Source organism: Chitinophaga barathri (genome assembly GCF_003807585.1).
Taxonomy (GTDB): domain Bacteria; phylum Bacteroidota; class Bacteroidia; order Chitinophagales; family Chitinophagaceae; genus Chitinophaga; species Chitinophaga barathri.
Genome location: NZ_RMBX01000001.1, coordinates 198,309 through 225,162, shown reverse-complemented (window position 1 = coordinate 225,162; position 26,854 = coordinate 198,309). Strand labels below are relative to the sequence as shown.

Sequence of the window (26,854 nt, the reverse complement as noted above, 5' to 3'; positions counted from 1 at the left end):
GAAAGTTGTCCGATAACGGACAAACTTTCCGGTATCGGAAACAGGTAGCGGGGTAATTTTCTGGCCAGACAAGCCGGAATTCTGCGAACGTTGGCGGGAATATATTATTTTGAGGGCATCATTACTTAAATTTTAAAATTCCATGTACACAGTTTTGAAAACTATGCTCTGCGCATTGCTTTTCCTCATGCCTTCTACCGGCATATTCGCGCAGGGTTACCTCAAAGCCTCCGGGCAGCAGATCGTCAACGAAAAAGGTGAAAACGTTTTACTCCGTGGTATCGGCCTGGGCGGCTGGATGCTCCAGGAAGGGTACATGCTGCGCGTTCCGCGCGAAGGGCAGCAGTACCGCATCAAAGAACGGATCGCCGCTATGATCGGGGCGGAAAAAACGCAGGAGTTTTACGACGCCTGGCTTGCGAACCACACCACCCGGGCGGACATTGAAGCCATGAAACAATGGGGCTTCAACTCCGTGCGCCTGCCCATGCATTTTAATCTTTACACCCTGCCGGCGGATAAAGAACCGGTAGCGGGCAAAGACACCTGGATCGAAAAAGGTTTTACGATGACGGACAGCCTGCTGGCCTGGTGTAAGGACAACGGCCTGTACCTCATCCTGGACCTGCACGCGGCGCCCGGCGGCCAGGGCAATGACCTCAACATCTCGGACCGCGACGGTTCCAAACCTTCGCTCTGGGAAGATGAAGCGCACCAGCGCAAAACCGTAGCCCTCTGGCGCAAACTGGCCGAGCGGTACAAAAACGAGCCCTGGATAGGTGCGTACGACATCATCAACGAGCCGAACTTCGGCTTCACGGATCCCGTGAACGACAAAAACGGTACGAAAGAAAAAGACAACGCCCGCCTCCGCAAACTGATGGTGGACATCACCGCCGCTATCCGTGAAGTGGATCAGAAACACATCGTGATCATCGAAGGCAACGGATGGGGTAATAACTACAACGGCGTATTGCCGCTTTGGGACAAAAACATGGTGATGAGTTTCCACAAATACTGGAACTACAACGATGAAAAATCCATCGCGCACATTCTCCGCTACAGGCAGGAAAACAATGTGCCCGTGTGGGTAGGCGAAACCGGTGAGAACTCCAACGTATGGTTCACCGAAGCTATCCGCCTGATGGAAAACAATAACATCGGCTGGGCCTGGTGGCCGCTGAAAAAGATCGGCATCAACAACCCGCTGGAGGTAAAAAACAACGCCAGTTACCAGCAGATGCTGGCGTACTGGCAGGATACCACGAAACCCCGCCCCGCCGCGGATGCGGTATACCAGGGCCTCATGGAACTGGCGAACGCTACGAACTTCCGCAACAACGTGATCCACAAAGACGTACTGGATGCGATGCTGCGCCAGCCGGCAAACCCGAAGGCCATGCCTTTCGCCAAAACGGCGCTGAAGACCGGCACCGTGATATCCGCCGTGGAATATGATTTCGGGGCAAACGGTTATGCGTATTACGATACCGACACCGCGAACTACCGCGTATCCAATGCGAACCATACCGGCGGCAACCGTGGCGGCGCGTTCCGCAACGACGGGGTGGACATCCGCCGCGACGATACCGGTTATGCCGTGATCAACATCGTGAAAGGAGAGTGGCTGCAATACACCGTGGATGTACCAAAAAATGCGACCTATACCGTAAAACTGCTGGTAGCGGCGGACGCGGATGGCGGAAGCATCCAGTTGCTGGGAGATGGCGGAAAAGCGCTGGCACCCGCAAAACCGCTGGCCGTTACCAATGGCTGGCAGGTGCTGGAAATACCGGGCGTGTCTGTAAAGAAAGGCGCATTGCCTTTGCGGGTGATGGCTGAAACCGGCGGTTACCGGCTGAGGGAGATACGGTTTGAATAAGCGGTTAAGATCAGCCCGATCATTAAGTACTAACTACTTAGCCATGTATACAATGCCGGGCCGGGATTTCCTGGCCCGGCATTGTTATTTCCCTTGTAAGGCATTATTCCAACATAAATTATGAAGTAATAAAAATTTAATATATATTAGTGATGAAAATTGCTTATTTAGCGCCGGAATATGCCTGAACAATCTGTCATAAAGCGGTTCGAAACCAGCTGTATAGCCTGTGATACATGGATCATAGCATACCGCTCTTCCGCCTTCCCGCAGCCGTATTACCTCGTTTGGTATACGGACAACTCCACGGGGGACAGGCTGCTGATGTACCGGAATGCGGGCATTTTCGTTACAGGAGACCTTGCTACCATCACCGCTGAGGCTGAGGCCCGGCTTTCTTCCCTTCAACATACCGATAAAACCGCCCGTTGGCTGAAACAGGTACAGGGGCTGGAGCCTTCCGTGAGCAATGTGTATGATATGGATTATATCTGCAACGCACTGCGCAGGAAAAAACTCAGCCTGAAAGTAATGGACGCCTTGTCCAATTTCATCGACCTCTTTGGCGACTACGCCAATTCTCTTACAACCACCGACCATTTGCAGGTATTCCGCGAACACCCTGTGATCGAAACGTTCATTGCGCATTATTACCAGTACATTTTCTGGCCGAGATTGCAACAGGGAGAGAAGTTCAGGGATGCGGAAAGGCCGGAACTGGCCGTAGATCATCGTGCCTTGCTGGATGTATTCCAGGAGATGAGAGGGTATTTTGAAGCGGATATCAGGGTGATGAGTCCCACAACACATTAATTCCTAAACCTGAAATACCAATGGAGAAATCAAATTTATTCGACCTGACTGTGGACACGGAAATATCCGGTTACCTGTCAGAAACCGCCCGATGGGGGAAGTTCCTGGCCATTTGTGGCTTCATAACCTGCGGCTTTATGATCTTAATTTCCTTTATTCTTAACTTTGTGCCGTTTTCACCTTATGGTTTTGGTCAAAGCCCTGCGGTGCCCGACCAGATTAGCGAGACTTACAACACCAGCCAGGCCATCGGGAAAACGATAGGGATTGTGTTTTATCTTGTTTTCGGTATTGTTTGCATTTTCCCTTATGTCTATTTGCTGAAATTTTCCAACAGGGCGAAGCTGGCATTGCAGTCTTCTGACCAGGATATACTGATATCCTCATTTGCGAGCCTTAAGTCTTTATTTAAGTTTGTAGGTGTGCTGACGATTATTATGTTGTCGTTTATTGCACTCGGTATCGTTTTTGCAATAATTGGAAGTGTTATGCTTGCCACCGCTAATGCCTGATTTAATGATATTCGACAAATACAAAAAAGCCCCGCATATTGCGGGGCTTTTTGTTTAATGCGTTTTCCGGACCACTTCCATCTCCAGCCTGAAACTGACCGCCAGCGTAAGTTTCCGCATGGCGATAGCCAACTGGTTCTCTACCGTTTTGGCGGAGAGCTGCATGATGTCCGCTACTTCTTTATATCGTAATCCGTATTGTTTGACGAGGATAAAAACTTCCCTGCATTTGGGCGGAAGCTCGCGGATGGCTTCTTCCAGCCTGCCCATCATTTCCGTGGTGATCATCAGCTGCTCGGGGTCGGGCATGAGCTGTACATCGTATTCATCGCTTTCTTCAAGGGGAACGTTCCTGTTTTTGCGGCGCATATAGTCCACCGCGCGGTTACGCGCGGCTACAAAAAGGAACACCTGCGGGTTGCGTACTTCGCGCAGCGATATTCTTTTCTGCCAGCAATGCACAAATACGTCGTGCGTAATTTCTTCGGCAACTTCCTTATCTCTGAGTAGCGTGGATGTATACCGGAACAATATCACGAAGAAATGATCGTAGAACTGCCGGAAAGCAATTTGATCCCCTTCTTCTGTCATTTTCCTGAACAAGGATGCAGTGTCTATCATACCGGCTGCAATTTATCATACGTAGATTACGCTAAAGTTAACAAAAAGCCGATATGAAAAAAATATTCCTGCCTTTGGGGGTTTTTTGAGGCTGACCTCGTCCTCTCTCCAGTAAATGGAATTATTCTGATGAAAGAACAGCTTGAACGCGTATACATATTAATGGCCAGGAAGGTTGCCGGGGAGATCTCGGCGAAGGAACTGGCAGAGCTGGAAACCTTGTTGACCCAACATCCCGGATTACAGTACACTTTCAGCATGACTTCCGAGCTGGCCCCGCTGCCGCGCCCGGAAAGCCCCGCCACGGCGGATGAGCTGGCCCGCAAAACACGGGGGCAACACAAGCTGGATGAACTGCTGAGCAAAGAAGAGCCGGCGATGAACGATTACAATCCATTGCAAAACCAACCCCGGCGCATCTTCCGCCTGCCCGTGTGGGCTGTGGCGGCCTCGGCCATCCTGCTGGCGGGTATTGGGGTACTGATCGCAAAAAGGAATACAAATACACCCTCCGGGCTGGTGGAAACCGCGCATGGCAACAGCAAAACCGAAGTACGCCTGCCGGATGGCACCGTCGTGACGCTGAATGCCGGCAGCCGCCTGCGCTACGATTCCGCCGCATTGCTGGCCGGTACCAGGGAAGTGAGCCTGGAAGGGGAAGGGTTCTTTAACGTAAAAGCCGACCCGCAGCATCCTTTTATCATTAAAACAGGAAAAGTAGATATCAAAGTACTGGGCACCACCTTCAACCTGAAAGCCTACCCGGGTGACAAACAGGTGGAAACCTACCTGTACACCGGTAAAGTGGAAGTGACCTATAAGCATTTGAACAAAGACAAAGCCGTGGTGTTGCATCCGAAAGAACGCCTGGTGATCAATCTCCCGGCCCTGGAGCAGGTATCCGCCGCCGCGCCGGACAAACAAGTGAAAGATATAGTACGCCTGGTGACGCCGAAAGCCGAAGAACTGCAAACCGATTCCATTGCCGCTCCCGGCTGGATGCAGGGCAGGCTTGAATTTGAGGACGTAACATTTGAGCAATTAGCCAACGACCTGGAGCGCCGTTATAACATAAAGATCGACATTAGAAATGAGCAGCTGCGGAAAGAAAGATTTACCGGCAGCTTTAATCAGAAGCCGCTGCCTGACATCCTGCAGGCATTGCGTTACACATTACAATTCACCTATAACATTAACGAATCACAGCACCAGGTGGAGATCTGGTAATTATTCACCTTTCAAATAAATGCCTATGTAGCAGGAAAATACTCATGTATGAAAGGCCATGAAAAAAGGGAAGTGCGGCAACACCTCCCTTATATCTGGCTGAGAAACTTTTGCCGTCTGTCGCGAAACAGGGGATGGCTCATTTATTCAACCGACAATTCAAAAATATGAAAAAAATACTTTCATGCACATTTCCTATATCTGAAGCGTTCATTTTCAAAATAATACTGCGTATGAAATTAGTAGCCATCCTGATGCTGGCCGCTTTTTTGCAGGTTAGCGCAAAGGGGTATTCGCAGGAAAGAATTTCGCTGGACTACAGTAATATCAATATCAAGAAACTGCTCAGCCTCGTCAGCAAAAAAAGTGATTACACCTTTCTTTACCGGAATGTAACCATTCCCGATAAAAACGTGAGTATCCGCGTAAAGGACGTTCATGTGCTCCGCATTCTCGATGAAACCCTTGCCGGTACTGATCTTTCTTATAAAGAACTCGGTGGTAAACTCATCGTGATCATCCCCGCCGGTGATAAAATAAACGCGCGTACCATTACCGGCAAAGTAACGGACGCAGACGGCCAGCCGCTCATTGGCGTAACGGTGATCGTAAAAGGCACCACCAAAGGCGCCCAGACCGATGCCAACGGCGATTATTCGCTGGAAGTGCCTGAAAACGCCGTGCTGGTATTCTCCTACATCGGCCATGAGTCACAGGAAGTGCCTTTAAAAGGCAATGCCGCCCGCCAGGACATCGTGATGAAAGCCGGTGCCAGCGGTCTTTCCGAAGTGATCGTAGTAGGGTACGGCACTCAAAGAAGGATCAACCTGAGCGGCGCTGTGGACGCGATCTCTGGTAAAGCCTTGCAGAACAGGCCTATTACAAACGTAAGCACGGGTTTGCAGGGCCTTCTGCCCAACCTGAATATCGGTGTCTCCAACGGCCGTATTTCTTCCGCGCCCTCGCTCAATATCAGGGGCTTTACCTCCATTGGTAATCTCAATAGCAGCAATCAGCAGGTGGACGTAGATCCATTCATTCTCATCGACAACGTTCCCGCTACCAAAGAAGAACTTTCCCGCCTGAACCCCGCGGACATCGAAGGCGTGACCCTGCTGAAAGACGCGGCATCCGCCGCTATCTACGGCGCCAGGGCGGCTTATGGCGTACTGCTCATCACCACCAAAACAGGTTATTCCAAACGCGTATCCATCAGTGTTAACAGCAACTACGCACTGCGCACGCTCGGCCGCGTACCTGAAATAACCACCGATCCTTACACGGTGATGGACTTCAAACACCGCGCCGCCACCCCGCTGTACAACCTGTACCCGGACGCCGTGCGTGAATACGCCAAAAAACGCTCCGCCGATCCCTCACTGCCCGCGGTGATCGTGGATCCCACCAATCCCAACGCCTGGGCCTATTACGGCACCACCAACTGGCTGGAAGAAGCTTACCGCCAGACAGCGCCTTCTTCCAACACGAACTTCAGCATCTCCCAGAAGACCGATAAACTGGCCTTTTATGTATCCGGTGAATACTACCGCTACGACGGCCAGCTGAAATACGGCAACGATATTTACAACCGTTACAACCTGCGCGCCAAAGCGACCTACGACGTGAACGACCGCCTGAAATTCGGCGTGAACACCGTATTCACTTCCAGCGACTACAACGCGCCTGTGTTCCTGGACGGCAACTTCTTCCACAACCTGAACCGGACGCCTTCCCTGTCCGTTCCCCGCAACCCGGATGGCACCTGGACTTCAGACGGGGCCGCGCTCTTCGGTGCGCTCCAGGAAGGCGGCCGTACCAAAAGTTACCTGAACGAATACCAGGCCACCCTGAACGGCGAACTGGCCATCATCAAAGGCATCTGGGACCTGAAAGGCGATATGACCTTCCGCCGTGGATCGGGCAACGGTAAGTCTTACGACATATCTATCCCCTACAGGACCGGGCCGAACCAGCCATTTGCTTATGCCGGTTCCAATCCTTCTTATGGCCGCAACACCTCAGACGCTACGCGTTACAATGTATACAATGTGTACACGGACTTCCACCGCACTTTCGCCAAAAAACATTTTGTGCAGGCGCTGGCCGGTTTTAACCAGGAATACCGCAATTACAGCACAAACACCACCACCCGCCAGAACCTCATCAGCAGTTCCCTGCCGGACCCGCTGCTCACTACCGGCACGCTGTCGCAGACCGGCCGTGTGGAAGACTATGCCGTGCGTGGTCTTTTTTACCGCCTCAACTATATCTACAACGATAAATACATCGTGGAATTCAACGGCCGTTACGACGGTACGTCCCGCTTCCCTGACGGCGACCGCTGGGGTTTCTTCCCTTCAGCCTCTGCTGCCTGGGTAGTAACGGGTGAAGAATTTTTCAAACCGATCGCAAGCAGCATCAAACTGGATGTACTGAAGTTCCGCGCTTCTTACGGTGCATTGGGCAACCAGGTGACGACCAGTTATTATCCTTACATCCCCACCATGCCCACCGGCCAGATTGGCCAGATACTGGACGGCACAAGGCCCATCGGCGTAAAACAGCCCGGCGCGGTATCACCCACGCTCACATGGGAAAAAGTGCAGACGATGAACTACGGTGTGTCTATGGCCTGGCTGAACAACCGCCTGAGCCTGGATGCGGACATTTATACCCGCCGCACCAAAGACATGCTGGTGAAAAGCAAAACCCTTCCCGCTGTATTCGGCACCGGCGAACCGCAGGAAAATGCGGCAGACCTGAAAGTAAAAGGCTGGGAGCTGAGCCTGAAATGGAGCGACGCGGTACAGGTAGGCGGCTCGCCGCTGAACTATGGCGTGCGTTTTATTCTTGCTGACAGCAGGGCTTATATCACGAAGTATGACAACCCCGCCGGCCTCCTCAGCGATTATTATGTAGGCAGGGAAATAGGAGAGATCTGGGGCCTGGTGAACGACGGATTTTTCCAGTCGGAAGACGAACTGAGGAACTGGCCCGATCAAAGCGGCGTGGGTTCCGATGACCAGGGTTATAAATTTTATGTGGGTGACCTGAAGTTTAAAGACCTGAACGGCGACAAAAAAGTGAATTACGGCAAAAACACCGTATCCGATCCGGGCGACCGCGTCATTATCGGTAACTCTGCCATCCGCCTGCCTTACAGCGTCATGCTGAATGCCGACTGGAAAGGAATTGACGCGAGCGTGTTTTTCCAGGGCGTAGGCAAACGCGACTGGTACCCGAACGCCAGCAATCACTATTTCTGGGGCGTATTCGCGCAGCCATGGACGAACGTACAGACGCACAACCTGGACAGCTGGACGCCCGAACACCCCGACGCCTATTTCCCCCGCGTGAAGGCATACATTGCGGAAGACGCATCGGAGCTGGGCGCGCCGCAGACGAAATATTTGCAGAACGCAGCATACCTGAGGCTGAAGAATGTAACCGTAGGGTACACCCTGCCATCGTCCTTCACCCGGAAAGCGCATATCGAAAGGCTGAGGATCTACTTTGGCGCGGAGAACATCTTCACCAGATCGCACCTGAAAGCGCGCATCGATCCTGAAGGGCTGGGCGGCAGCGTATATCCCTTCCAGCAAACTTATTCCGGCGGCATTAACCTGAACTTTTAATCCTGCATGAAATCAAACCACATGAAAAAGATCCATCGCTTAATATATATCGGCATGTTTGCGGCCACCGCCGTTTCCTGTAAAAAGGAATTCCTGGACCGCTTCCCGCAAACGGACGTAACGAAGGAAACATTCTTCAACACGCCGCAGGACCTTGAAACGTACACCAATACTTTCTATGAGTATATGGGCCCGGGATGGGACGATATCAATTCGGACAACATCAGCAGCTATAGCGGCAGCGGGGAAGTGGATGTACTGGTGCGCGGCACTATCAACCAAACCAACGTATCCTCCTGGGGCGGCTGGAACAAAGATGCCTGGGCTCCTTTGCGCCGCTTCAACTATATGCTGGACAACGTAGGCAAGACCACCGGCGATCCCGTTGCCATCAGGCATTACATTGGTATCGCGCGTTTTTTCCGCGCACGGTTCTATATGGGCAAGCTGGAACGTTATTCAGACGTGCCCTGGTACAATACCGCGCTGGCCACGAATGACGAATCCCTGTACAAGGCCCGTGATACGCGTGCCCTGGTGGCGGATTCTATCCTGAACGACCTGAACTACGCGGTAGAAAATATCAAACCGGACGAAGGCAACCGCACCCGCGTATCCAAATGGAGCGCGCTGGCATTGCTGGCCCGTTTTGGCCTGAACGAAGGCACCTGGCGCAAATATCACGCGGAGCTGAACCTCGGCGGCGACCACGCCCGTTTCCTCGAAAGAGCGGCTTGGGCGGCAGATCAGCTGATGACCAGCGGCCGTTTTTCAATCAACAATACCGGCAAAGGAGGGGAGGACTACCGTGCGCTGTTCGTGAGCCCCACCCTGAGCGGCAACAAGGAAGCCATCCAGTGGGTGGACTACCAGCAGGCGCTGGGCGTGGGCAACAATACGCATACCGTGCTCGGCTGGACCTGGTCATTGAGCCACAGCCTCGCGGAAACCTACCTGATGAAAGACGGCACACCGTTCACCGCGCAGCCCGGTTATGCTACCAAAGACTTTGTGAACATCTTTGCCAACCGCGACCCGCGTATGGCTGAAACCATCGCCCCTCCCGGCTTCTCACCGAACCTGGACGGCAAACCTTACATCGCCAAACCTAACCTGGGCGGTTATGACCAGGTGAAGTTTTATCCCCGTAATCCTTCACAACGCCAGGGCTGGGTGCTGAACTACTCCGCGCTGCCCGTATTCCGCTACGCGGAAGCACTGCTGGCCTATGCTGAAGCAAAAGCGGAACTGGGTACCATTACACAGGCGGACATCGACAAGACCATCAACCTGCTGCGCAGCCGCGTGCTGATGCCGGTTATGAACATCGCCGCCGCAAACGCACAGCCGGACAACGCGCTGGCATTGCAATACCCTGATGTTTCGGGCGCAAACAAAGGCCTGCTGCTGGAAATACGCCGTGAACGCCGCGTGGAAATGGCTTGCGAAGGCCTCCGTTTTTCCGACCTGATGCGCTGGAAAGCGGGTAAACGTCTGGAAGACGCGCAGGCAGGCATGTACGTGCCCGCACTCGGCGCGCTGGACGTGAGCGGAGACGGTATCCAGGATATCGCCATCCTCGCTTCCCCCAACGATGAATCACCCATCGCGGGCCTGCCGGAGAACATCAAAAAGAACCTTGCGAAGTTTTACCTGAAAGATGCAACCGGGAAAGACAATAACTTCTACCTGAAAAACGGAAACTCCGGCCATATCTTTTTCATCCGCGACCGGGATCAGCCGCGTGTATTCATAGAACCGAAATATTATTACCGCCCCATTCCCCAGGATCAGCTGCTGCTGAACAGCAACCTGAAACAGATCTTCGGATGGGAATCGTAAATAAATGATCATTAAATCCGGGGGCTGTTGCTGCAAAAAGCGACAGCCCTTGTATTTTTGTCCGAATGGCAACACAGCGGGAACATTCTTCCGCATGTAAACCTGATTTGTATGATAAGAGCATGGATATTATTACTGGCGGCCGTCCTGTGGATGCCCGCCAAAGCCCAGTTTAAAGGCCGTATTTTGATTGAAGGCACGCAGCAGGGCATGGCCTCCGTCCGCGTAAGCGACGGCCTGAATGTGACGCTTACGGACGCACAGGGCCGTTACATATTGCCCGGCCATCCCAAACAACGTTTTGTGTTTATCACCACCCCGGCCGGGTTCAGAACAACGGAGACTTTCTGGCAACGGGTAGATTCCACCCGGAAGGAATATGATTTCACGCTTCGCCCCATGGTACAGACTGGCAAGTTCCTCCGCATCACCGATACGGAGACCTGGCGTTACGACGCATGGGTGACGGACCTGAAAGAATATGTACAGACCGAAGGCGCGGACTTCCTGGTGCACACCGGCGATATCTGTTATGAAAAAGGCATGGCCTTTCATGCGGACCAGGTGAACACTTCCACCATGGGCCTGCCCACTTATTATTGCATCGGCAATCATGATCTCGTGAAAGGCCCGTACGGAGAGGCTTTGTATGAATCGCTTTTCGGCCCCGTATTTTATTCCTTCGACGCGGGGAAAGTACACTATATCGTAACGCCCATGCTGCATGGTGATTACAAACCTTCCTACACCGCGGACGATGTATACCAGTGGCTGAAAAACGACCTTGCCAAGGCGGACCCTTCAAAGCCGGTGATGATCTTCAGCCACGATCTGCTGACGTACGACAGCCTCTTCATGTACAAAGATCTGAACCTGAACGAACACCGCCTGAAAGCATGGATCTACGGCCACTGGCACATCAACTATGCAAGGAAACATGGTAACAACGGCGTCCTGTCCATCTGTACCGCACCGGCGGCGGATGGCGGCATCGACAATTCAGCCTGTAACTTCGAAGTGTTCCAGACGGATCAGTCCGGCATTACGAACATTCATAAAAAATACACGTACGTTCATCGCAACCTGGTTACCCGGCAAACGGTACAGGGCGGCAAACGTTCGCTGAGCGTGAATGCTTATCATGCCGCGGGCACGGTGGAGCAGGTGACGGCGCGCGTGTTTGACAAACAGGGGAACCAGCTGCAATCACTTGCCCTGAAACCTGTCACCGACTGGAACTGGCGTGGCGAACTGCCCGCCGGGGCTAAAGATTTTACGCTCACCACCGAAGCGCGTCTTCGCGGCGGAGAGGTGATCTTCAAACGGGATACATTGCAAAATACCACGCTGCAATGGACTACGAACGTAAAGGGGAACATCTGGCGCAGTACGCCTTTGCTGGCGGAAGGAAAAATATTCATCGGTTCCATAGACGATGAATACAATCATCATTCTTCCATCTCCGCGCTGGATGCGGCGACGGGCAAACTTTTATGGCAATATCCGACCGGCAACTCCATCAAAAATATCCTTGCGTATAAAAACGGCCTGGTAATAGGCACCGATGCAGAGGGTGTTACTTATGCGCTGGAAGCCGCCACCGGCAAACTCCGCTGGAAACACGAAGGGCCGATGACGTCATTGCCGGCTTATATCTCGGGCGGCATTATCAGCGGCGATACTTATTATACCGGCGCGGCGAAGTTCCTCGAAGCGCTCAACGTCAATACCGGTAAACCTTTGTGGCGCAATACCGCCTGGGGCGGGGGAGAAGGCACCACGGCCGTGATGGCCATACAGGATACGCTGCTGGCTGTTTCTTCCAACTGGAATGCCTTGTTCATGCACCAGGCCGCCACCGGCAAGCTCCTCTGGAAACGCAGCGACGGCGGTATCCGCTTCCGCAGCAGCCCGCCTGTATTTGCGGACGGCCGCCTGTATGTGTGCGGCATCAATATCCTGCATATCATTGATCCTGCCACGGGCCGCACTACGGACAGCATCCTGGTGCCGGACGGGCTGAAGACCATGGCGGCGCCGGTGATCACGGACAAGCTGATCATCGTAAGCGGTGCGGAGAAAGGGCTGTTTGCCTTCCACCGGAATACGCTCCAGCCTGCATGGCAGTTCAAGCCGGGCGAAGCGCTGTTTTATTCCGCCCCTTATTCCAAACCTTCCAGCGCCACGATAGAAAGCACGCCTTTGTACCACGATGGAAAGATATATGCGGCCGCGTTGGACGGGAATGTATATGTGCTGGATGCGGCTACCGGTAAAGTACTAAAACATTACGCGCTGGGAAGCCCTGTATTCGGGCCGGTTACAAGAGAAGGAGACAGGATATACCTGGCTGATTTTGCGGGAAATGTGTACGCCTTTAAAATATGAGTCATTGAACATTAAAAAGCCGGTACTGCGACAGTACCGGCTTTTTTTATGCAGTATATTTTTTAAGCTTCCACCAATGCTTCCACGGGGATCTTTTTCTCCTGGTTCATGCCGCTCAGTTCCTGCATGAACTCATCCGCCCAGTATTCGATATTGTAATGGCTGACGATCTGGTACAGCCGCTTCATCCTGATCTGGCGTTCCGCGCGGTTCATGGAAATGGCTTCCAGCAGGGAATTGATCATGGATACATTGTCGTAGGGATTGGTGAGCAACGCATTGGGCAGCTCCACGCTGGCGCCGGCGAACTCGGACAATACCAGTACGCCCGCGGAGTCAGGGTTCAGGCCCTGCACGGCTACGTATTCTTTTGCCACGAGGTTCAATCCGTCGCGGAGCGGGGTGATCCAGGCTACGTCCGCAATGGCGTAATAAGCCAGCACTTCTTCAAAAGTAAAGGAGCGGAAAAAGAAATGAATGGGCACCCAGTCCATGGTGGAATACTGCCCGTTGATCTTGCCGATGAGCTGTTCCATTTCCTGTTGTACCTGTTCGTATATTTTCATGCCGCTGGCCGGCGGAGTGCAGATATTGATCAGTTCTACCTTTCCGTGCATATTAGGATGTTCTTCCAGGAACTGGTGGAAAGCTTTGAGTTTTTCCAGCGGGCCTTTCACATAATCCAGCCTTTCTATGCTGAGGATGGTCTTTTTGCCTTTGGTGGGTTTCTTCAGCTGTGTGATCATGTCCTGCACGGCAGGTTTTTCCGTGAGCTCGCGGATATAATCCACGTGTACGCCTACGGGATTGGCGCCGAGGCGTATCTTCCGGCGGCCGGTGTCTATTTCCCGGGTCATGGTGCCTGTGCCCATGGCGCAGCTGTAGGTAAGGAAACGCGGGGCGGCGTTCACCTGTTCCGTGATCTTCACCGGCATCAGGCTTTTTACGACGTCCACGAAGTTTTCCACGTAACGCGGGATATGAAAACTCACATAATCGCATTGCAGCAGGCTGTGGATGATCTCGCTCCGCCAGGGAATGATGTTGAACGTATTTGCGGCGGGGAAAGCTGTGTGATGGAAGAAACCGATCTTCAGATCGGGGCGCAGCTGGCGCAGGTAACCCGGCACCATCCAGAGGTTGTAGTCATGGATCCATACCATGGCGTTGGGCTCGGCTTCGGCGGCGGCTTTTTCCGCGAAGATGCGGTTCACCTTCAGGTAATGTTCCCAGTGTTTATGATTGAACTGCACCTTTTCGATAAAGGAAAAGATGGCGGGCCAGAAGGCTTCTTTTGAAAAGAGTTTATAAAAGATATCGATGTCCGATTTCTCCAGCGTTACAGGACTGGCCTGCAGCCGGGGATATGTTTTTTTATCGATGTAAAAATTGCCCGTATCAGCTTGTCCTTCCTGCGCTTCCTGCCAGGCGATCCAGAGGCCGGGCCTGCCGGTCTTGAAGAAGTTCGTGAGGGTGGGCAGTATCCCGTTCGGGCTTTTGGGCGCGCGGCGTACTTTACGGCCGTTTTCTTCCACGGTTTCGAAGGGGAACCGGTGATACAGCATCACCAGCTGGCTGGATTCCTTTGCTGGCGTTTTGGTCACCGGCATTTTTTTATAAAAAGGCCTGAATGGCTCAAAATGATCCAGGGCTTCCAGGATGCCTCCCGCGCCCGCTGTATCGGAAACATACACGTCTTTCAGCTCCCCGGCGGCATGGGTGAGGGCCTGTTCGGCATCTCCCACGATCACGCCCCTGAAGCCGCGGCCGTATAAAGAAAGATCGTTTAAGGTATCGCCTGCTACCAGTACTTTTTCCTGCGGCACCTGCAAATGGTCCACCAGGTGACGTAAAGTGCTGCCTTTGTTGACGGAGGCGGGCAATACGTCCAGGTATTTGCCTGCGGAGAGGATGATGTCGCAGCCCAGTTTGGCTTCCAGTTGTGTCACCTGTGATTTTACGAGCTCATCGTCAAAATAAAAGGAACAACGGCGCTGCTGGGGCACTGCCTGTATGCGGATGCCTTTTACGTCTTTGAGCGCGTCCATCACGGCCCTTTTGCCGGGCCATTTCAGTTCGATATTGTTCTGAATGGGTTGGACAGGACGGAGCGTGCGCCCGTCCAGCACGGTGGCGCCCACGTCGCAGATGATGTAGTCAGGCCTGGGGATCACCGGATCGCTGAGCAGGGGGATCACGCTTTCCATGCCGCGGCCCGTGACGAATATGAGCCGGAAATCTTCGTTTTCCCTGATGGTTCTGTATAAATGTTCCTTATGCTGTTCGCTTCCGCCTAAAAAAGTGCCGTCCAGGTCTGTTGCTAAAATCATGCTTGTTTATTTAGTGATAGAATAAGGCATCAAAGCCGTTGGCTGTATGATAATGCCGTGATTGTCAATGAGTGATACGAGGGGTATCGGGTCCTGATAGGGACCACAAAGGTACGAAAAAAGGAGGCGCGAAAAGGTGACAACTTGGCGAAAAAGGTGACTATTAGGCACTTGTACTGCTGAATATTTTTACTAACTTGGTCATGATGATACAACCAAAACGATTATTTGACGCGGTCGCTACCCAGCAGGAGAAATTCCCGAAAAAAGACATGCTTGTTTCCAAAGTGAACGGCGAATGGAAGCCCTGGAGCACCGCACAGGTGCAGGAAACCGTGAACCGGCTTTCCGCGGGCCTTCTCAGCCTTGGCGTGAGCGGGAATGATTTTACCCCCGAAAATGCGGACAAAATTGCCATTATCAGCAATAACCGCCCTGAATGGGTGATCACTGACCTTGCGGTACAGCAGACCGGCGCTATCCTGGTACCTTTATATCCCACTACCAACCCGCTCGAGATCAAATTTATCCTCAACGATGCGGGCGCGAAGTACATTTTTGTAAGCGATAAAGAGATGTACGACAAGATCAGGGAACTGATGGGAGAGGTGCCCACCCTGCAAAACATCTATTCTTTCGAAGAGGTGCCCGGCGCGGCGCACTGGAGCAAGATACTGGATGCTTCCACGGACGAGCTGCTGGCAAAAGTGGAGGCGATCCGCCCCACCATCAGTGAAGAACACCTGGCTACGCTGATCTACACCTCAGGCACCACCGGCACGCCCAAAGGCGTGATGCTCTCTCACAGGAACATTGCGAGCAATGTATTTTTCTGCAAGGAAAGTTTCCCTTTCCCGGACGATCCGGCGTGTAAAGTGCTGAGTTTCCTGCCGCTGAACCACATTTTTGAGAAGATGGTGACCTATATCTATCTTTTCAGTGGCATCAGCGTTTATTACGCGGAGAGTATGGACAAGATCGCGGATAACCTGCGCGAGATAAAACCCGATGGTTTCACCACCGTGCCCCGCCTCCTGGAAAAAGTGTATGAGAAGATCATGAGCAAAGGCAACGAGCTGACCGGCATCAAACGAGGTCTTTTCTTCTGGGCGGTGGCGCTGGGTAAAAGATACGATAACAACATCAGCGGCGGCCCCTGGTACAATATCCAGCTGGCCATTGCCAATAAACTGATCTTTTCCAAATGGCGCGATGCGCTGGGCGGAAGGATATCTTTTGTGGTGACCGGCGGCGCAGCCTGCCAGGAGAACCTGCTGCGTATCTTCACCGCCGCCAAGATACCGGTATACGAGGGTTACGGCCCTACGGAAAACAGCCCGGTGATCAGTGTAAACCGCCGTTACCCGGCCGGCAATACGGTATTCGGTACCACCGGCCCGTTATTGAACGGCGTGGAGATGAAGTTCACCGAAGAAGGCGAGATCATCGTGAAAGGCCCCAGCATGATGCATGGGTATTACAAACGCCCGGACCTTACCGCGGAAACGATCATAGACGGCTGGCTGCACACGGGGGACATCGGTACGATGGTGGAGGGTAAGTTCCTCAAGATCACGGACCGTAAAAAAGAGCTGTTCAAAACCAGCGGCGGCAAATATGTGGCCCCTCAGCCCATCGAAAACAAAATGAAAGAAAGCCCCTTCATCGAGCAGATCATGGTGGTAGGCAACGAACGTAAGTTTGTGAGCGCGCTGGTGGTGCCGTCCTTTAATATCCTCAAAAAATGGATGTCGCAGAACAACATTCCGTTTACGTCCAACGAAGATGCCTGCAAAAACGCGCAGGTGATCGCGATGTATGAAAAGATCGCCGAGCGGTACAATGCGGGTTTCAACCATGTGGAACAGGTGAAAAAAATCAGGCTGATGCCGCATGAATGGGGTGTGGATACAGGGGAGATGACCCCGAAGCTGAGTTTGAAGCGGAAGGCGATATTGGAGAAGTATAGGGATGTGGTGGAGGAGATTTATAAATAGAAGGATTTTATTTAAAATACAGCCGGCCTGAAGGGCCGGTTTTTTTTAAACCTGTGAAATAATTACCGGGCGGCTCTTTACCAAGAAATAATGTAAGTCATGACCCTGCTGCCCTAATCTGATAGGATATTCAAATATTTCTCCTGCCAGGTTAGCGTTCGTTTGAATGACCGGAAGGTTTATCATGGATTAATAATATGTTGTAACTCAATAGATTTGCCTGCTATTTGGGTTTTTGATTTTTAATTGTAAGTTTGCTCTCACATCCCCGGTGAGCGTAAAGCAGACTAATCTATATTCAGGATATAAATTGTGTTTAACCTTTGTCTTGCTTTTCCGGAGATCAATTGTTGATTTTGATGGCCCATGGTACTTATGAAGAATATCCCTTTGCCGGCATATTTTACAGCCAGATTCGGCCGGAATACAACCCGTGGTATATATACCCGGGCATTCCGTTGGAAGATTTTCTCTGGCCCACTTTGTAAAATGGAATCCAGGAACATCTTTAAAGCCAACGAATCTATATAATATTAGTAAAATTGATTATCCATACTTATGAGATTTTTTAAAGCGCTTGTGCTGGCGATCTGTTGTTCGATGCCCGCCTATGATTTGTTAGCCCAGACCCAGTTAAGGACTCCTCCCGGGCAAACCGGTGACCTGAATTTCCGACCGCAATCTGTGCTTCCGCCGCCGGTGGAGGCAGCCGCTCTTAATAAAGGAGGTGATGTGCAGGTGAACCTGGCAGTAGGCTCGCCGGGCGTAAATATTCCCGTTGCGGACGTCAGGTCGAGGGGGATACAATTTCCAGTATCGCTCAATTATGCCTCAAACGGTGTGCAGGTAAACGAGCTTGCCGCTAATACGGGGCTCGGTTGGAGCCTGAATTGCGGGGGAAATATTACCAGGACCACCCTGGGACTGCCCGATGAGCTCCGGTCGGTTGGCGGTCCGGACAATTTTACGGTCACTTCCGCAGATATCAATCCCATGAAACGCACGGCGATGAATTACCTGTTGTATCCCTACGACCGGGAATCGGATATCTTCAACTTCTCCGTAAGCGGCTTTATCAGCGGCAAATTTATCCTCGATCAAAACCGTGTGCCCCAGATGCTGGATGGCCGGAATTACAAGATCGCTTTGCTGTCAACCACTATCCGGGATGGGTTCAAGATCATCGACGAACAGGGCATGGTTTTCCTTTTTACGGTGATGGACACTTCTTATTACGACCGCGGTGAGTGCGGTGACGGCGGAGAGCGGAACAGGCCTGTTTACAATACATGGCATTTAAGCAAAATTATAAAACCCAGCCAGGATACGGTTTATTTTAACTATATCAATAATCATTACAGTTACCTGGCGGACGTGAACGAGAACGAATCTATCTGCGTTACCTCCGGCATTGGCGGTTGCGCAGACGCGGAGCCTACAGGAGCTTGCCCGCTATGGGTGAGCCAGTATACGGTTTGCCAGAACAAACAAACAGTAGACGGTAATGTGCTCAGCCAGATCGTATTTACCAACGGCAGCCTCAATTTTGAATATACGGACGGCCGGGTGGACATGGAAGGAGGTAAAGTAATGAAAAGCATTACGCTGAAAAATCTTCAGGATACATTAAAATACGTAAGGCTCATTACGGACTATGGCGAAAGACGGGGTACCGGGTTTGACATATTGGACACCACGCTACGTTACCGCCTTTTCCTGCGGTCTGTCCAGGTGGGCGGCTCGAAATCTTTTGAAAATGAACACCGGTATGAATTTTCCTATTTAAATGAAAATAGGCTACCCGGCCGCATGTCTACAAAGCAGGACATGTACGGGTTGCCAAACGGAAATGGAAATACGGCTAAATACTTTCTAACAAATGTTGAGGAAGATCCTTATGTACAGGAGGCGTTCCCCAACCTGGATTATTACAGCCAGGTATCGCCCACCCAGCGGCGTTTTACAGACAGGTCGATCAAGCCGGATTTTATGACCGCCGGTTTGTTGAACAGGGTTGTATATCCCACGGGCGGCAGCGATTCTATCGTTTATACGCCCAACCTGAGAACGGTACAGAAGGAAAAACGAAATTTTTACCAGGAATTTATGAACGTATGTTCAGATGCGCCGCCTGTTGGCGGAGAAATCGATACCCTTTTGTTTACCGTTGCCAGCCGCCCTGGGGGAGTAGAAGTGCGGTTTGACATACGAGCGGAACCGAGGGACCTTGTTTGGTATGTTCATGATAACGTCCGGGCAAGAATCGTGAAGGTTGCCAATAATTACCAGGAAGGTACTTTGACGACCAATATCGATCTTGGGTCTAAGCAATTTACAAAGGATCTGAGTGGGGGGGATTACTATTTGATAACCAGCACTATGACTAAAAACGTGTGCGCGGAGTCTTTTTTGTATTATGAGGGTGTGCCGGACACCTTAACAATAGATGATCCCATCGGCGGCGTAAGCGTAGCCGGGATCATCAGTCACGACCCGGTGGCGGGCATCCGGCAGGTAAAAAAATATTCTTACAGATACCGTGACAGCAGCCAGTATTCTACCTTCCGCATCAACGAAAATGAGTTCAACGAAATTGAAGGTTATGTATACCCCAGGATGGTGAAGATGTTTATGAACTGCGACAGGGTAGCCGATTGCGTGGGGCTTGCATTTTGTAGTTACCTGGTGCACGGCGGGTCGCAAATCCTGCCGCAATCCGTAATGGGAAGCAGCAGCTTTTATCATGCATCCGTGATCGAAACAGTAACAGGGGCCGATTCTATCGACCGCTCCACAGAACATGTATATGATTTTAAAACGCTGATCGTAGGCAGGGTGGACCATGGTTCCTTCATTCCCGGCACCCCCTTCGGTATCCTGCCCGATTTCCTCATGGGAGAGCGCAAAACATCCAATTACGCCTACAACCGTCTTACCGGCCAGCAAATAACATTCAACACGACCGTGAGGAGGTATAATATGATTGAAAAACTACTGGCGGAAAACTTCAATGCAACCCAGGTATATACTTCCCCCTGCGGCGGAAGCGGTACTATCGTAACCGAGGCGGAATCCGAAGCGTTTAACGTAATGGCTTATCCCATTTATTACCAGGAGGTGCAGCTGGTCAGCCAGACCGATTCTGTTTTTAACCCGGCAGGCAGGCTTATTCAAGACGTTATACATGAGTATACGGGCAATCCGTATAACCTGTTAAGAAAAACGCTTTCATCAAATAGTAAAGGGAAAACGGAATACAGCGAAACAAAATACATTTTCGACGAAACAACCAACCCGATGTATACGCCTATGCTGGCACAAAACAAGCTCAGTGTGATATCATCATCCGCATTTACGGATACGGCCCTTACCAAACGGGTGCTGGTAGCTTACAAATCCCTTCCCAACAGCATCATCAGCGACTTTAGGGTGGATGAGCAATATCCAAACCGCGGCATCGGCAACCTGTCCGAGAAAACGAAATTCGATTCCTATGGGAATGTGCTGGAGGCAAATGTGAAAAGCCAGTTTTACAGCTATATATGGGGATATGGACAGTCCCAGGTGATCGCTGCTGCCGATAATGCGGCTTATGATGAGATCGCTTATTCCAGTTTTGAGGACAATAACGACGGCAACTGGGTAATTCCTTCCGCCACAAGGAGCACGCTTTTCGCGATTACAGGTAAAACATCATTCAGCCTTGACCTTGCCGGAAGTACCGGTGTCGTAAAGTCCGGGCTTACAGCCGCGAAGGCATATATTGTAACCTACTGGACGAAGTACCCTGCGGCTCATACCATTCCCGGTTCCGTGGAAATTAAGAAGGGTGCGGTGATAAATGGCTGGACTTTCTTCGAGCACCGCGTGAAAAATGTTACGCAGGTGAAAGTAAGCGGTATGGGCCTGATAGATGAATTGCGCCTGTATCCGGAAGGAGCCGCCATGAAAACATTCACCTATATCCCGCTGGTGGGCGTAAGCAGCCAATGCGATGCAACCGGAAACATTGTGAATTATGAATATGACAGGCTTGGAAGGTTAAGCATTATCAGGAATGGATATGGGGAGATACTGAAGCAGAACGAATACAGGTATCAGCACCCTTCTTATTAATTCCGGGCATCCATTTATTCAACGACCTTATTTCTTACTTATGAATATTAACCCGGTGAAATCTATATATTTTCTTCTCGGTCTGGTTCTCCTCGCCGGTGGCCTTTCCGCGCAAAAACCGAACACGCAGACGCTGCCTGCCGCACCGACGCAAACGATTAATCCACTTCCTCCCGGATATACCTCGGGAGTGAAAGTGAACTTCGTGCGTACTTTGGAGCCGGCACTGCCGCTCACCAACCCTGCTGTCGTGTCTGGTGAAATAGATGTGAATAAAGTCCGCCAGACCATGCAGTATCTCGATGGTCTTGGCCGGCCGCTGCAAACGGTGACCCGCAGGGGTTCGCCAGCGCAGAAAGACCTGGTGGCGCCGGTGGTGTACGATATCCTGGGCCGTGAGCAATTCCAATATCTGCCTTACGTTTCCACAGATGCGACCGGAGCTTTTAAGCTCAACCCCTTCACCGATCAGAGAAATTTCTACGCCCCCATTTCCGGTACAGCGCCTTATCCCGGTGAGCAAATGTTTTACAGCCAGACGCAGTTTGAAGCTTCGCCGATGAACCGTGTGTTGAAAACGACAGCGCCCGGCAATGCCTGGACGGGGTCGAACGTGGGCGTAAGCCAGCAGTACCTGGTAAATATCTCCACCGATTCAGTACGGATCTGGACGATCGCGGCCGCTGATGGCAGCTTTCCGACGAGCAATGGCAATTACCCGGCCGAAGAGTTATACAAAAACGTCACAACAGATGAAGCGGGCAATAAAATAGCTGAATACAAGGATAAATCGGGCCAGGTTGTGCTCAAAAGGGTGCAACTGTCCGCCAGCCCGGGCACCGCCCATATTGGCTGGCTGAATACCTATTACGTATATGATGATCTGAACCGCCTGCGATACGTACTTCCGCCTAAAGCAGTGGAAACGCTGATGGGTACGGCCTGGAGCCTTGCGGACCCCTCACTCCGGAAGGAATTGTGTTTCCGTTACGAATACGATCCCCAGGGCAGGATGGTGCTCAAACAGGTACCGGGCACTGAGCCTGTGCTGATGGTGTACGATATCCGCGACCGGCTGGTTTTCAGCCAGGACGGGAAACTGCGGACGGCCAATCAATGGCTGACCACGTTGTACGACGGGTTGAACCGGCCGGTCATGACCGCCTTGTACACCACCACCACGCCTGTGGGAACGCTCCGCGGCCAGTTGAATGCCGTTACTGCATCTCAGACCATTATCAAGGATATCCCGGCGGAAGATGACCTGGTGGTGAATTCCCATGATGGCCGTGCGGCTTACAAAGGCCGCGCAACTGTTACGGCGTTGCCCGGTTTTGACGTACAGGCAGGTGAAACCGTGCTGGAGATAGATGCCACGGCGGAACTCCGCACAGAGACTATCATCGCCAACAATCCCCTGCCAACGCTGGACACTTCCAAACTGTACGCACTCACTTACACGCATTACGACGATTATAACTACGAAGGGAAAAAAGCTGAAAAGCCGGCTTATTATACGACCACCGAATTACCGGTTCCGCTGGGTACGGCCGTTGGTGAACGCCCGGTTGTATTCTCCGGTATGACGAGGGGGCTGGTGACCGGCACGAAGGTACGGGTGCTGGATACGGAACAATGGCTGGTGACGACCACCTACTATAACGACAAAGGCCGGGTGCAGCAGGTGCTGGCTGATAATATCAGCGGCGGAACGGACGCTGTTTCGAATATGTACGACTTCAACGGCAAGCTGCTGGTGAATGCTCTGCATCACTTTAACCAGCGCAGCAGCGTAACGCCTAACTCGCGGCTGATCACCCGGATGGAGTATGATCACGGCGGCAGGGTGAAAGAGGTACGGAAAAAGCTGAACGAAGGCACTGAGTACACGATCGCAAAAAATACTTACGACGAACTGGGCCAGCTGACCAATAAAACATTTAAAACCGGTACCGGCACAGACCTGGAGTCGCTTCAATATGAATACAATATCCGTGGCTGGCTGCGTTCGATCAATAAGGACTATGTTGCCAACGCAAGTGGCGGTCACTTTTTTGGTCAGGAGCTGAACTACGACTATGGTTTCCAGAACCGGGAATTGAACGGCAATATCGCGGGCACAAAATGGAGAGGATACAACGATCCGGTGGCACGCGCCTATGGTTTTGCTTATGACAAAGCCAACAGGCTGCTGAAGGCAGACTTTAACCAGCAGGTAGGTACTTCTGCTAACTGGGACATTTCCGCCGGGTATAATTATACCGTACTGATGGGAGATGGAGCAACAGCTACATCCGCCTATGATGCTAACGGCAACATCCTGAAAATGCAGCAATACGGCCGCAAAGGTGCCGGCAGCCAGCTGATCGACAACCTGACCTACAGCTACAACGGTGTATCCAATAAACTGAAAGCAGTGACGGACGCGGTAGTAGACCCGGCCACCACGCTGGGTGACTTTAAGGAAGCTACTCCTGCCCAGGCCACTGACTACGCCTACGACGTGGATGGCAACATGTTCAAAGACAATAACAAACTCATCGATACGATCCGGTACAACCACCTGAACCTGCCGGAGCATATCCATATCAACGGCAAAGGCAATATAGCCTATCAATACGATGCAGCTGGTATCAAACACCGTAAAACGGTAACAGACAGTACGGTGAACCCGGTGAAAGTAACCACAACTGACTACGTTGGCGGTTTTGTATACGAGCAGGACAGCCTGCGGTTCGTCTCCCATGAAGAGGGCCGCATCCGCACGGGCTACAAAACGGGGCAGCCGGTGGCGTATTATTACGATTATTTCCTGAAAGATCACCTGGGCAACGTCCGCACGGTACTTACCGATCAGCAGGATTTTACCACCTACCTGGCCAGTATGGAGCCGGAGAGTGCTGCCAAAGAAAACGCCCTATTCAGCAATATCGATGCTACCCGCGCTTCCAAACCGTCAGGGTACCCAGAGGATGCCACCACAGAGGAAAACAGCTTTGTCTCGAAACTAAACGGTGATAACCCGGACAAAAAGATCGGGCCAAGCCTGGTGTTGAAAGTGATGGCGGGTGATACGATCCAGATTGGGGCGAAGGCATTCTATAAATCAGGCCCAACGCCGCAAAACAAAAAGGCAGCCCCGGCACAGGAGATGCTGAATGCATTGATCGCTGCTTTTGGCCAGGGGCAATCGCCGGCGGAGCCGGGTCACGCCGCCACAGCCACCGCTGTGAACAATACGCCATTCAACAATGACTTCAACAATACCTATCAGCGGTTAAAAGACAAAGATCCTGAAGCGGCCAATCCGCAACGGCCGAAGGCCTATCTGAATTTTGTATTGTTCGACGAACAGTTTAATTTGGTGGAGGACAACAGCGGAGTAAAACAAGTGCAGGCTACTCCGGATGAACTGCAGACGCTGGCGCAGGATAAGACGGTGATGAAGAAGAGCGGATTTTTGTATGTGTATACCAGCAATGAAAGCCCGCAGGATGTGCTGTTTGATAATCTGGTGGTCATTACGAACCCTGGGCCGGTGCTGGAGGAGACGCATTATTATCCATTCGGGTTGACCATGGCGGGGATATCAAGTAGAGCGATATACAATCCCATCAATAAGAACCAGCTATTCCAGGGGCAGCCTTTGGATGATGATTTGGGACTTAACTGGTATGGTTTTAAATGGAGGAACCATGATCCGCAGATAGGAAGGTTTATACAGGTTGATCCTCTTTCAGAAAAGTATGTTCATAACTCAACATACGCATTTTCCGAGAATAAGGTTACTGCGCATGTGGAACTGGAAGGATTGGAAGGTCTAAGTATAAATGCAGAATTTTTCAAAGCAAAGCTTTTAGGCAGTACGGGGATCACCAAAAGTTATAGCGGGAAGGAATTTGCACAAGACATGGGCGAGGCTGCTAAAAACCCTGAAGTATATAAGGGAGCTGGTCTCATGTTGGGACAATTTACCGTCTTATATTTAGCGGGAGTAATGACAGAGGGGATGGGTTCAGGAAGTCTGATGACCGTCGGAACTCGAAGTATTGGCCGTACGGTTTCTGCTTCAGTTGAAGTTGGGGAGGTTAGTCTTGCGGCGAGAGCAACAGAAATACACGGTACTTTACCTGCGGCAACGCAATCCAGGACTACTACCGCAGTGGCATCTGCGACAACAGCAGAAGGGAATTCTGTAACTTTAGTTGGTTCTAGTGAGGCTCGATTAAGACCAGCCCAGAGAGCTGCGCTCAATCCTGGAGAGATTGCTGTATCGGGACAGGGTCATGCGGAAGTAACGGTGTTAAATTATGCACAGGCAAATAGTATGACGGTAAGTGCAGTTGCGGCGAGCAGGCCTATTTGCCCTGGTTGTGCAGTTGCGATAAATAATGCAGGCGCGGTTCCTGCGAGTCCATTGAAGGTAGTGCCGCCACCGCAGCCGGTTGACGCTACATTTGTGAAGAAGCCAATAATACCTGGTCAATGACCTTTTAGCTTACTTTAAAAGAGGTAGTTTTATAAATTTAAGCTACCTCTTTTTTCATTTTCTTGAAGTTTAAGTAATGTTTGTATATCTCCATAATCCAATGTTTTGCTATTGTTTAAGAAACCAATGATGCCTATTTGGATAGCAATTTCTTTCTTCATTAAAGGATGATTGTCTATTTTATTCTGGAAGTCTTTGTCGGTATTAAAATCAAGATTTTCTAATTCTTGAATATACATATCGACGGTATCTGTTCCATAGGTAGATATGGACTGTATTTTTGAAAAGTCTTTATGGATTAAAAAATCTAAGCTATCCAAAATGGCGGTACAGGCATCCAGGGCAGAAGAAACGAATATCACACTGAAATCTCCCGTATCTGGTGTATTTTCTTCTACTTTTTGAACTATAGCCTGTATTTTATTTTTATCTGTATTTTGTTCAAAGAGATTGTCGTAAATATATTCTATCGCTTCTCTAAGTATTGAAGGATTACCGAATCCATAATTTAGAGAGAAATATACATAGTTGGGATAAAGTCGTACACAGGTGAGGTAAGCGAAGGCCGCTTGTTTGTGAAAATCCCAATCTTTTAGTTTATCCAATTCTTTTATTCCCATATAAGCATTTATTGCAGAACATTTTTAATTTTCCTGTTAGCGATAAATGAATCGAGGAACTCGAAGACGAGTTCTTTGTCTTTTAAGGAGAGTTTATTGATATCCTGTATCCTGCCGAGGGTAGCGGCATCCAGTTCCATATCGGTGATGCCGACAAGCCAGTCTAGCGACACGCCCAACACCTTCGCCATTTTAGTCGCTGCATCAATGGACGGCTTCATCTCATCCCGCTCATATCTACCGATAGCCGGCCCTTTGGTGCCGAGGTGAGAGGCCATCTCTTCCTGGCTGATACCTTTCTTTTTACGGGCTTCTAACAAACGTTTACCAAAACTCATACGTACTGATTAAAACGGCCAAACCGGTCGCAGGCCGAAATTAT

14 protein-coding genes are annotated in these 26,854 nt (G+C 51.2%); 10 read left to right on the top strand and 4 right to left on the bottom strand.

The window, feature by feature from the left end; all coding sequences use genetic code 11:
- Positions 1–142 precede the first annotated feature (142 nt).
- The 3 genes from EG028_RS00780 to EG028_RS00770 all read left to right on the top strand — a co-directional run bounded on the left by EG028_RS00780 (position 143) and on the right by EG028_RS00770 (position 3,207).
- Positions 143–1,882 carry a cellulase family glycosylhydrolase gene (locus tag EG028_RS00780; RefSeq protein ID WP_206614325.1) on the top strand — a complete coding sequence of 580 codons (1,740 nt, stop codon included), beginning with the start codon at positions 143–145 and terminating at the stop codon, positions 1,880–1,882.
- A 180-nt stretch (positions 1,883–2,062) separates the two neighbouring features.
- Positions 2,063–2,695, top strand: coding sequence for a hypothetical protein (locus tag EG028_RS00775; protein ID WP_120514141.1), 633 nt, complete (start codon positions 2,063–2,065; stop codon positions 2,693–2,695).
- A gap of 20 nt (positions 2,696–2,715) precedes the next feature.
- Positions 2,716–3,207 carry a hypothetical protein gene (locus EG028_RS00770; protein WP_120514140.1) on the top strand — a complete coding sequence of 164 codons (492 nt, stop codon included), beginning with the start codon at positions 2,716–2,718 and terminating at the stop codon, positions 3,205–3,207.
- Positions 3,208–3,261: 54 nt separating this feature from the next.
- Here EG028_RS00770 and EG028_RS00765 read toward each other — a convergent pair whose 3' ends face one another.
- Positions 3,262–3,828 (bottom strand): RNA polymerase sigma-70 factor, encoded by a 567-nt coding sequence (locus EG028_RS00765; RefSeq protein ID WP_120514139.1) that lies wholly within the window; start codon positions 3,826–3,828, stop codon positions 3,262–3,264.
- 129 nt (positions 3,829–3,957) lie between these two features.
- Between EG028_RS00765 and EG028_RS00760 the strand changes: the two genes are divergently transcribed.
- The 4 genes from EG028_RS00760 (at position 3,958) to EG028_RS00745 (ending at position 12,920) form a co-directional block, all read left to right on the top strand.
- Positions 3,958–5,055: a FecR family protein gene (locus EG028_RS00760; RefSeq protein WP_120514138.1), complete on the top strand. Its 1,098-nt coding sequence runs from the start codon at positions 3,958–3,960 to the stop codon at positions 5,053–5,055.
- Between the two features lie 233 nt (positions 5,056–5,288).
- The gene (locus EG028_RS00755; protein ID WP_206614324.1) at positions 5,289–8,690 is read left to right on the top strand and encodes a SusC/RagA family TonB-linked outer membrane protein; all 3,402 of its coding nucleotides are present in this window, start codon (positions 5,289–5,291) and stop codon (positions 8,688–8,690) included.
- A 21-nt stretch (positions 8,691–8,711) separates the two neighbouring features.
- The gene (locus tag EG028_RS00750; RefSeq protein WP_120514588.1) at positions 8,712–10,532 is read left to right on the top strand and encodes a RagB/SusD family nutrient uptake outer membrane protein; all 1,821 of its coding nucleotides are present in this window, start codon (positions 8,712–8,714) and stop codon (positions 10,530–10,532) included.
- A gap of 111 nt (positions 10,533–10,643) precedes the next feature.
- Positions 10,644–12,920 carry an outer membrane protein assembly factor BamB family protein gene (locus EG028_RS00745; protein WP_120514137.1) on the top strand — a complete coding sequence of 759 codons (2,277 nt, stop codon included), beginning with the start codon at positions 10,644–10,646 and terminating at the stop codon, positions 12,918–12,920.
- A gap of 62 nt (positions 12,921–12,982) precedes the next feature.
- Here the strand turns inward: EG028_RS00745 and ggpS are convergent, their stop codons facing one another.
- Entirely contained in the window at positions 12,983–15,250 is a 2,268-nt protein-coding gene (ggpS, locus tag EG028_RS00740; RefSeq protein WP_120514136.1) for a glucosylglycerol-phosphate synthase, read from the bottom strand.
- A 203-nt stretch (positions 15,251–15,453) separates the two neighbouring features.
- Here ggpS and EG028_RS00735 point away from each other — a divergent pair, with 203 nt between their 5' ends.
- The 3 genes from EG028_RS00735 to EG028_RS00725 all read left to right on the top strand — a co-directional run bounded on the left by EG028_RS00735 (position 15,454) and on the right by EG028_RS00725 (position 25,852).
- Positions 15,454–17,247 carry an AMP-dependent synthetase/ligase gene (locus EG028_RS00735; RefSeq protein ID WP_241559030.1) on the top strand — a complete coding sequence of 598 codons (1,794 nt, stop codon included), beginning with the start codon at positions 15,454–15,456 and terminating at the stop codon, positions 17,245–17,247.
- A 558-nt stretch (positions 17,248–17,805) separates the two neighbouring features.
- Complete coding sequence (locus EG028_RS00730; protein WP_123864491.1) at positions 17,806–21,363, top strand: hypothetical protein; 3,558 nt, start codon at positions 17,806–17,808, stop codon at positions 21,361–21,363.
- 55 nt (positions 21,364–21,418) lie between these two features.
- Positions 21,419–25,852 (top strand): DUF6443 domain-containing protein, encoded by a 4,434-nt coding sequence (locus EG028_RS00725; protein WP_162946178.1) that lies wholly within the window; start codon positions 21,419–21,421, stop codon positions 25,850–25,852.
- A gap of 29 nt (positions 25,853–25,881) precedes the next feature.
- On the opposite strand, the gene EG028_RS00720 is transcribed toward EG028_RS00725, so the two are convergent.
- Positions 25,882–26,472, bottom strand: coding sequence for a DUF416 family protein (locus EG028_RS00720; RefSeq protein WP_120514132.1), 591 nt, complete (start codon positions 26,470–26,472; stop codon positions 25,882–25,884).
- An 8-nt stretch (positions 26,473–26,480) separates the two neighbouring features.
- A complete protein-coding gene (locus EG028_RS00715; protein ID WP_120514131.1) occupies positions 26,481–26,810 on the bottom strand; it encodes a helix-turn-helix domain-containing protein in 330 nt (109 codons plus the stop codon).
- Between the last annotated feature and the right edge of the window lie 44 nt (positions 26,811–26,854).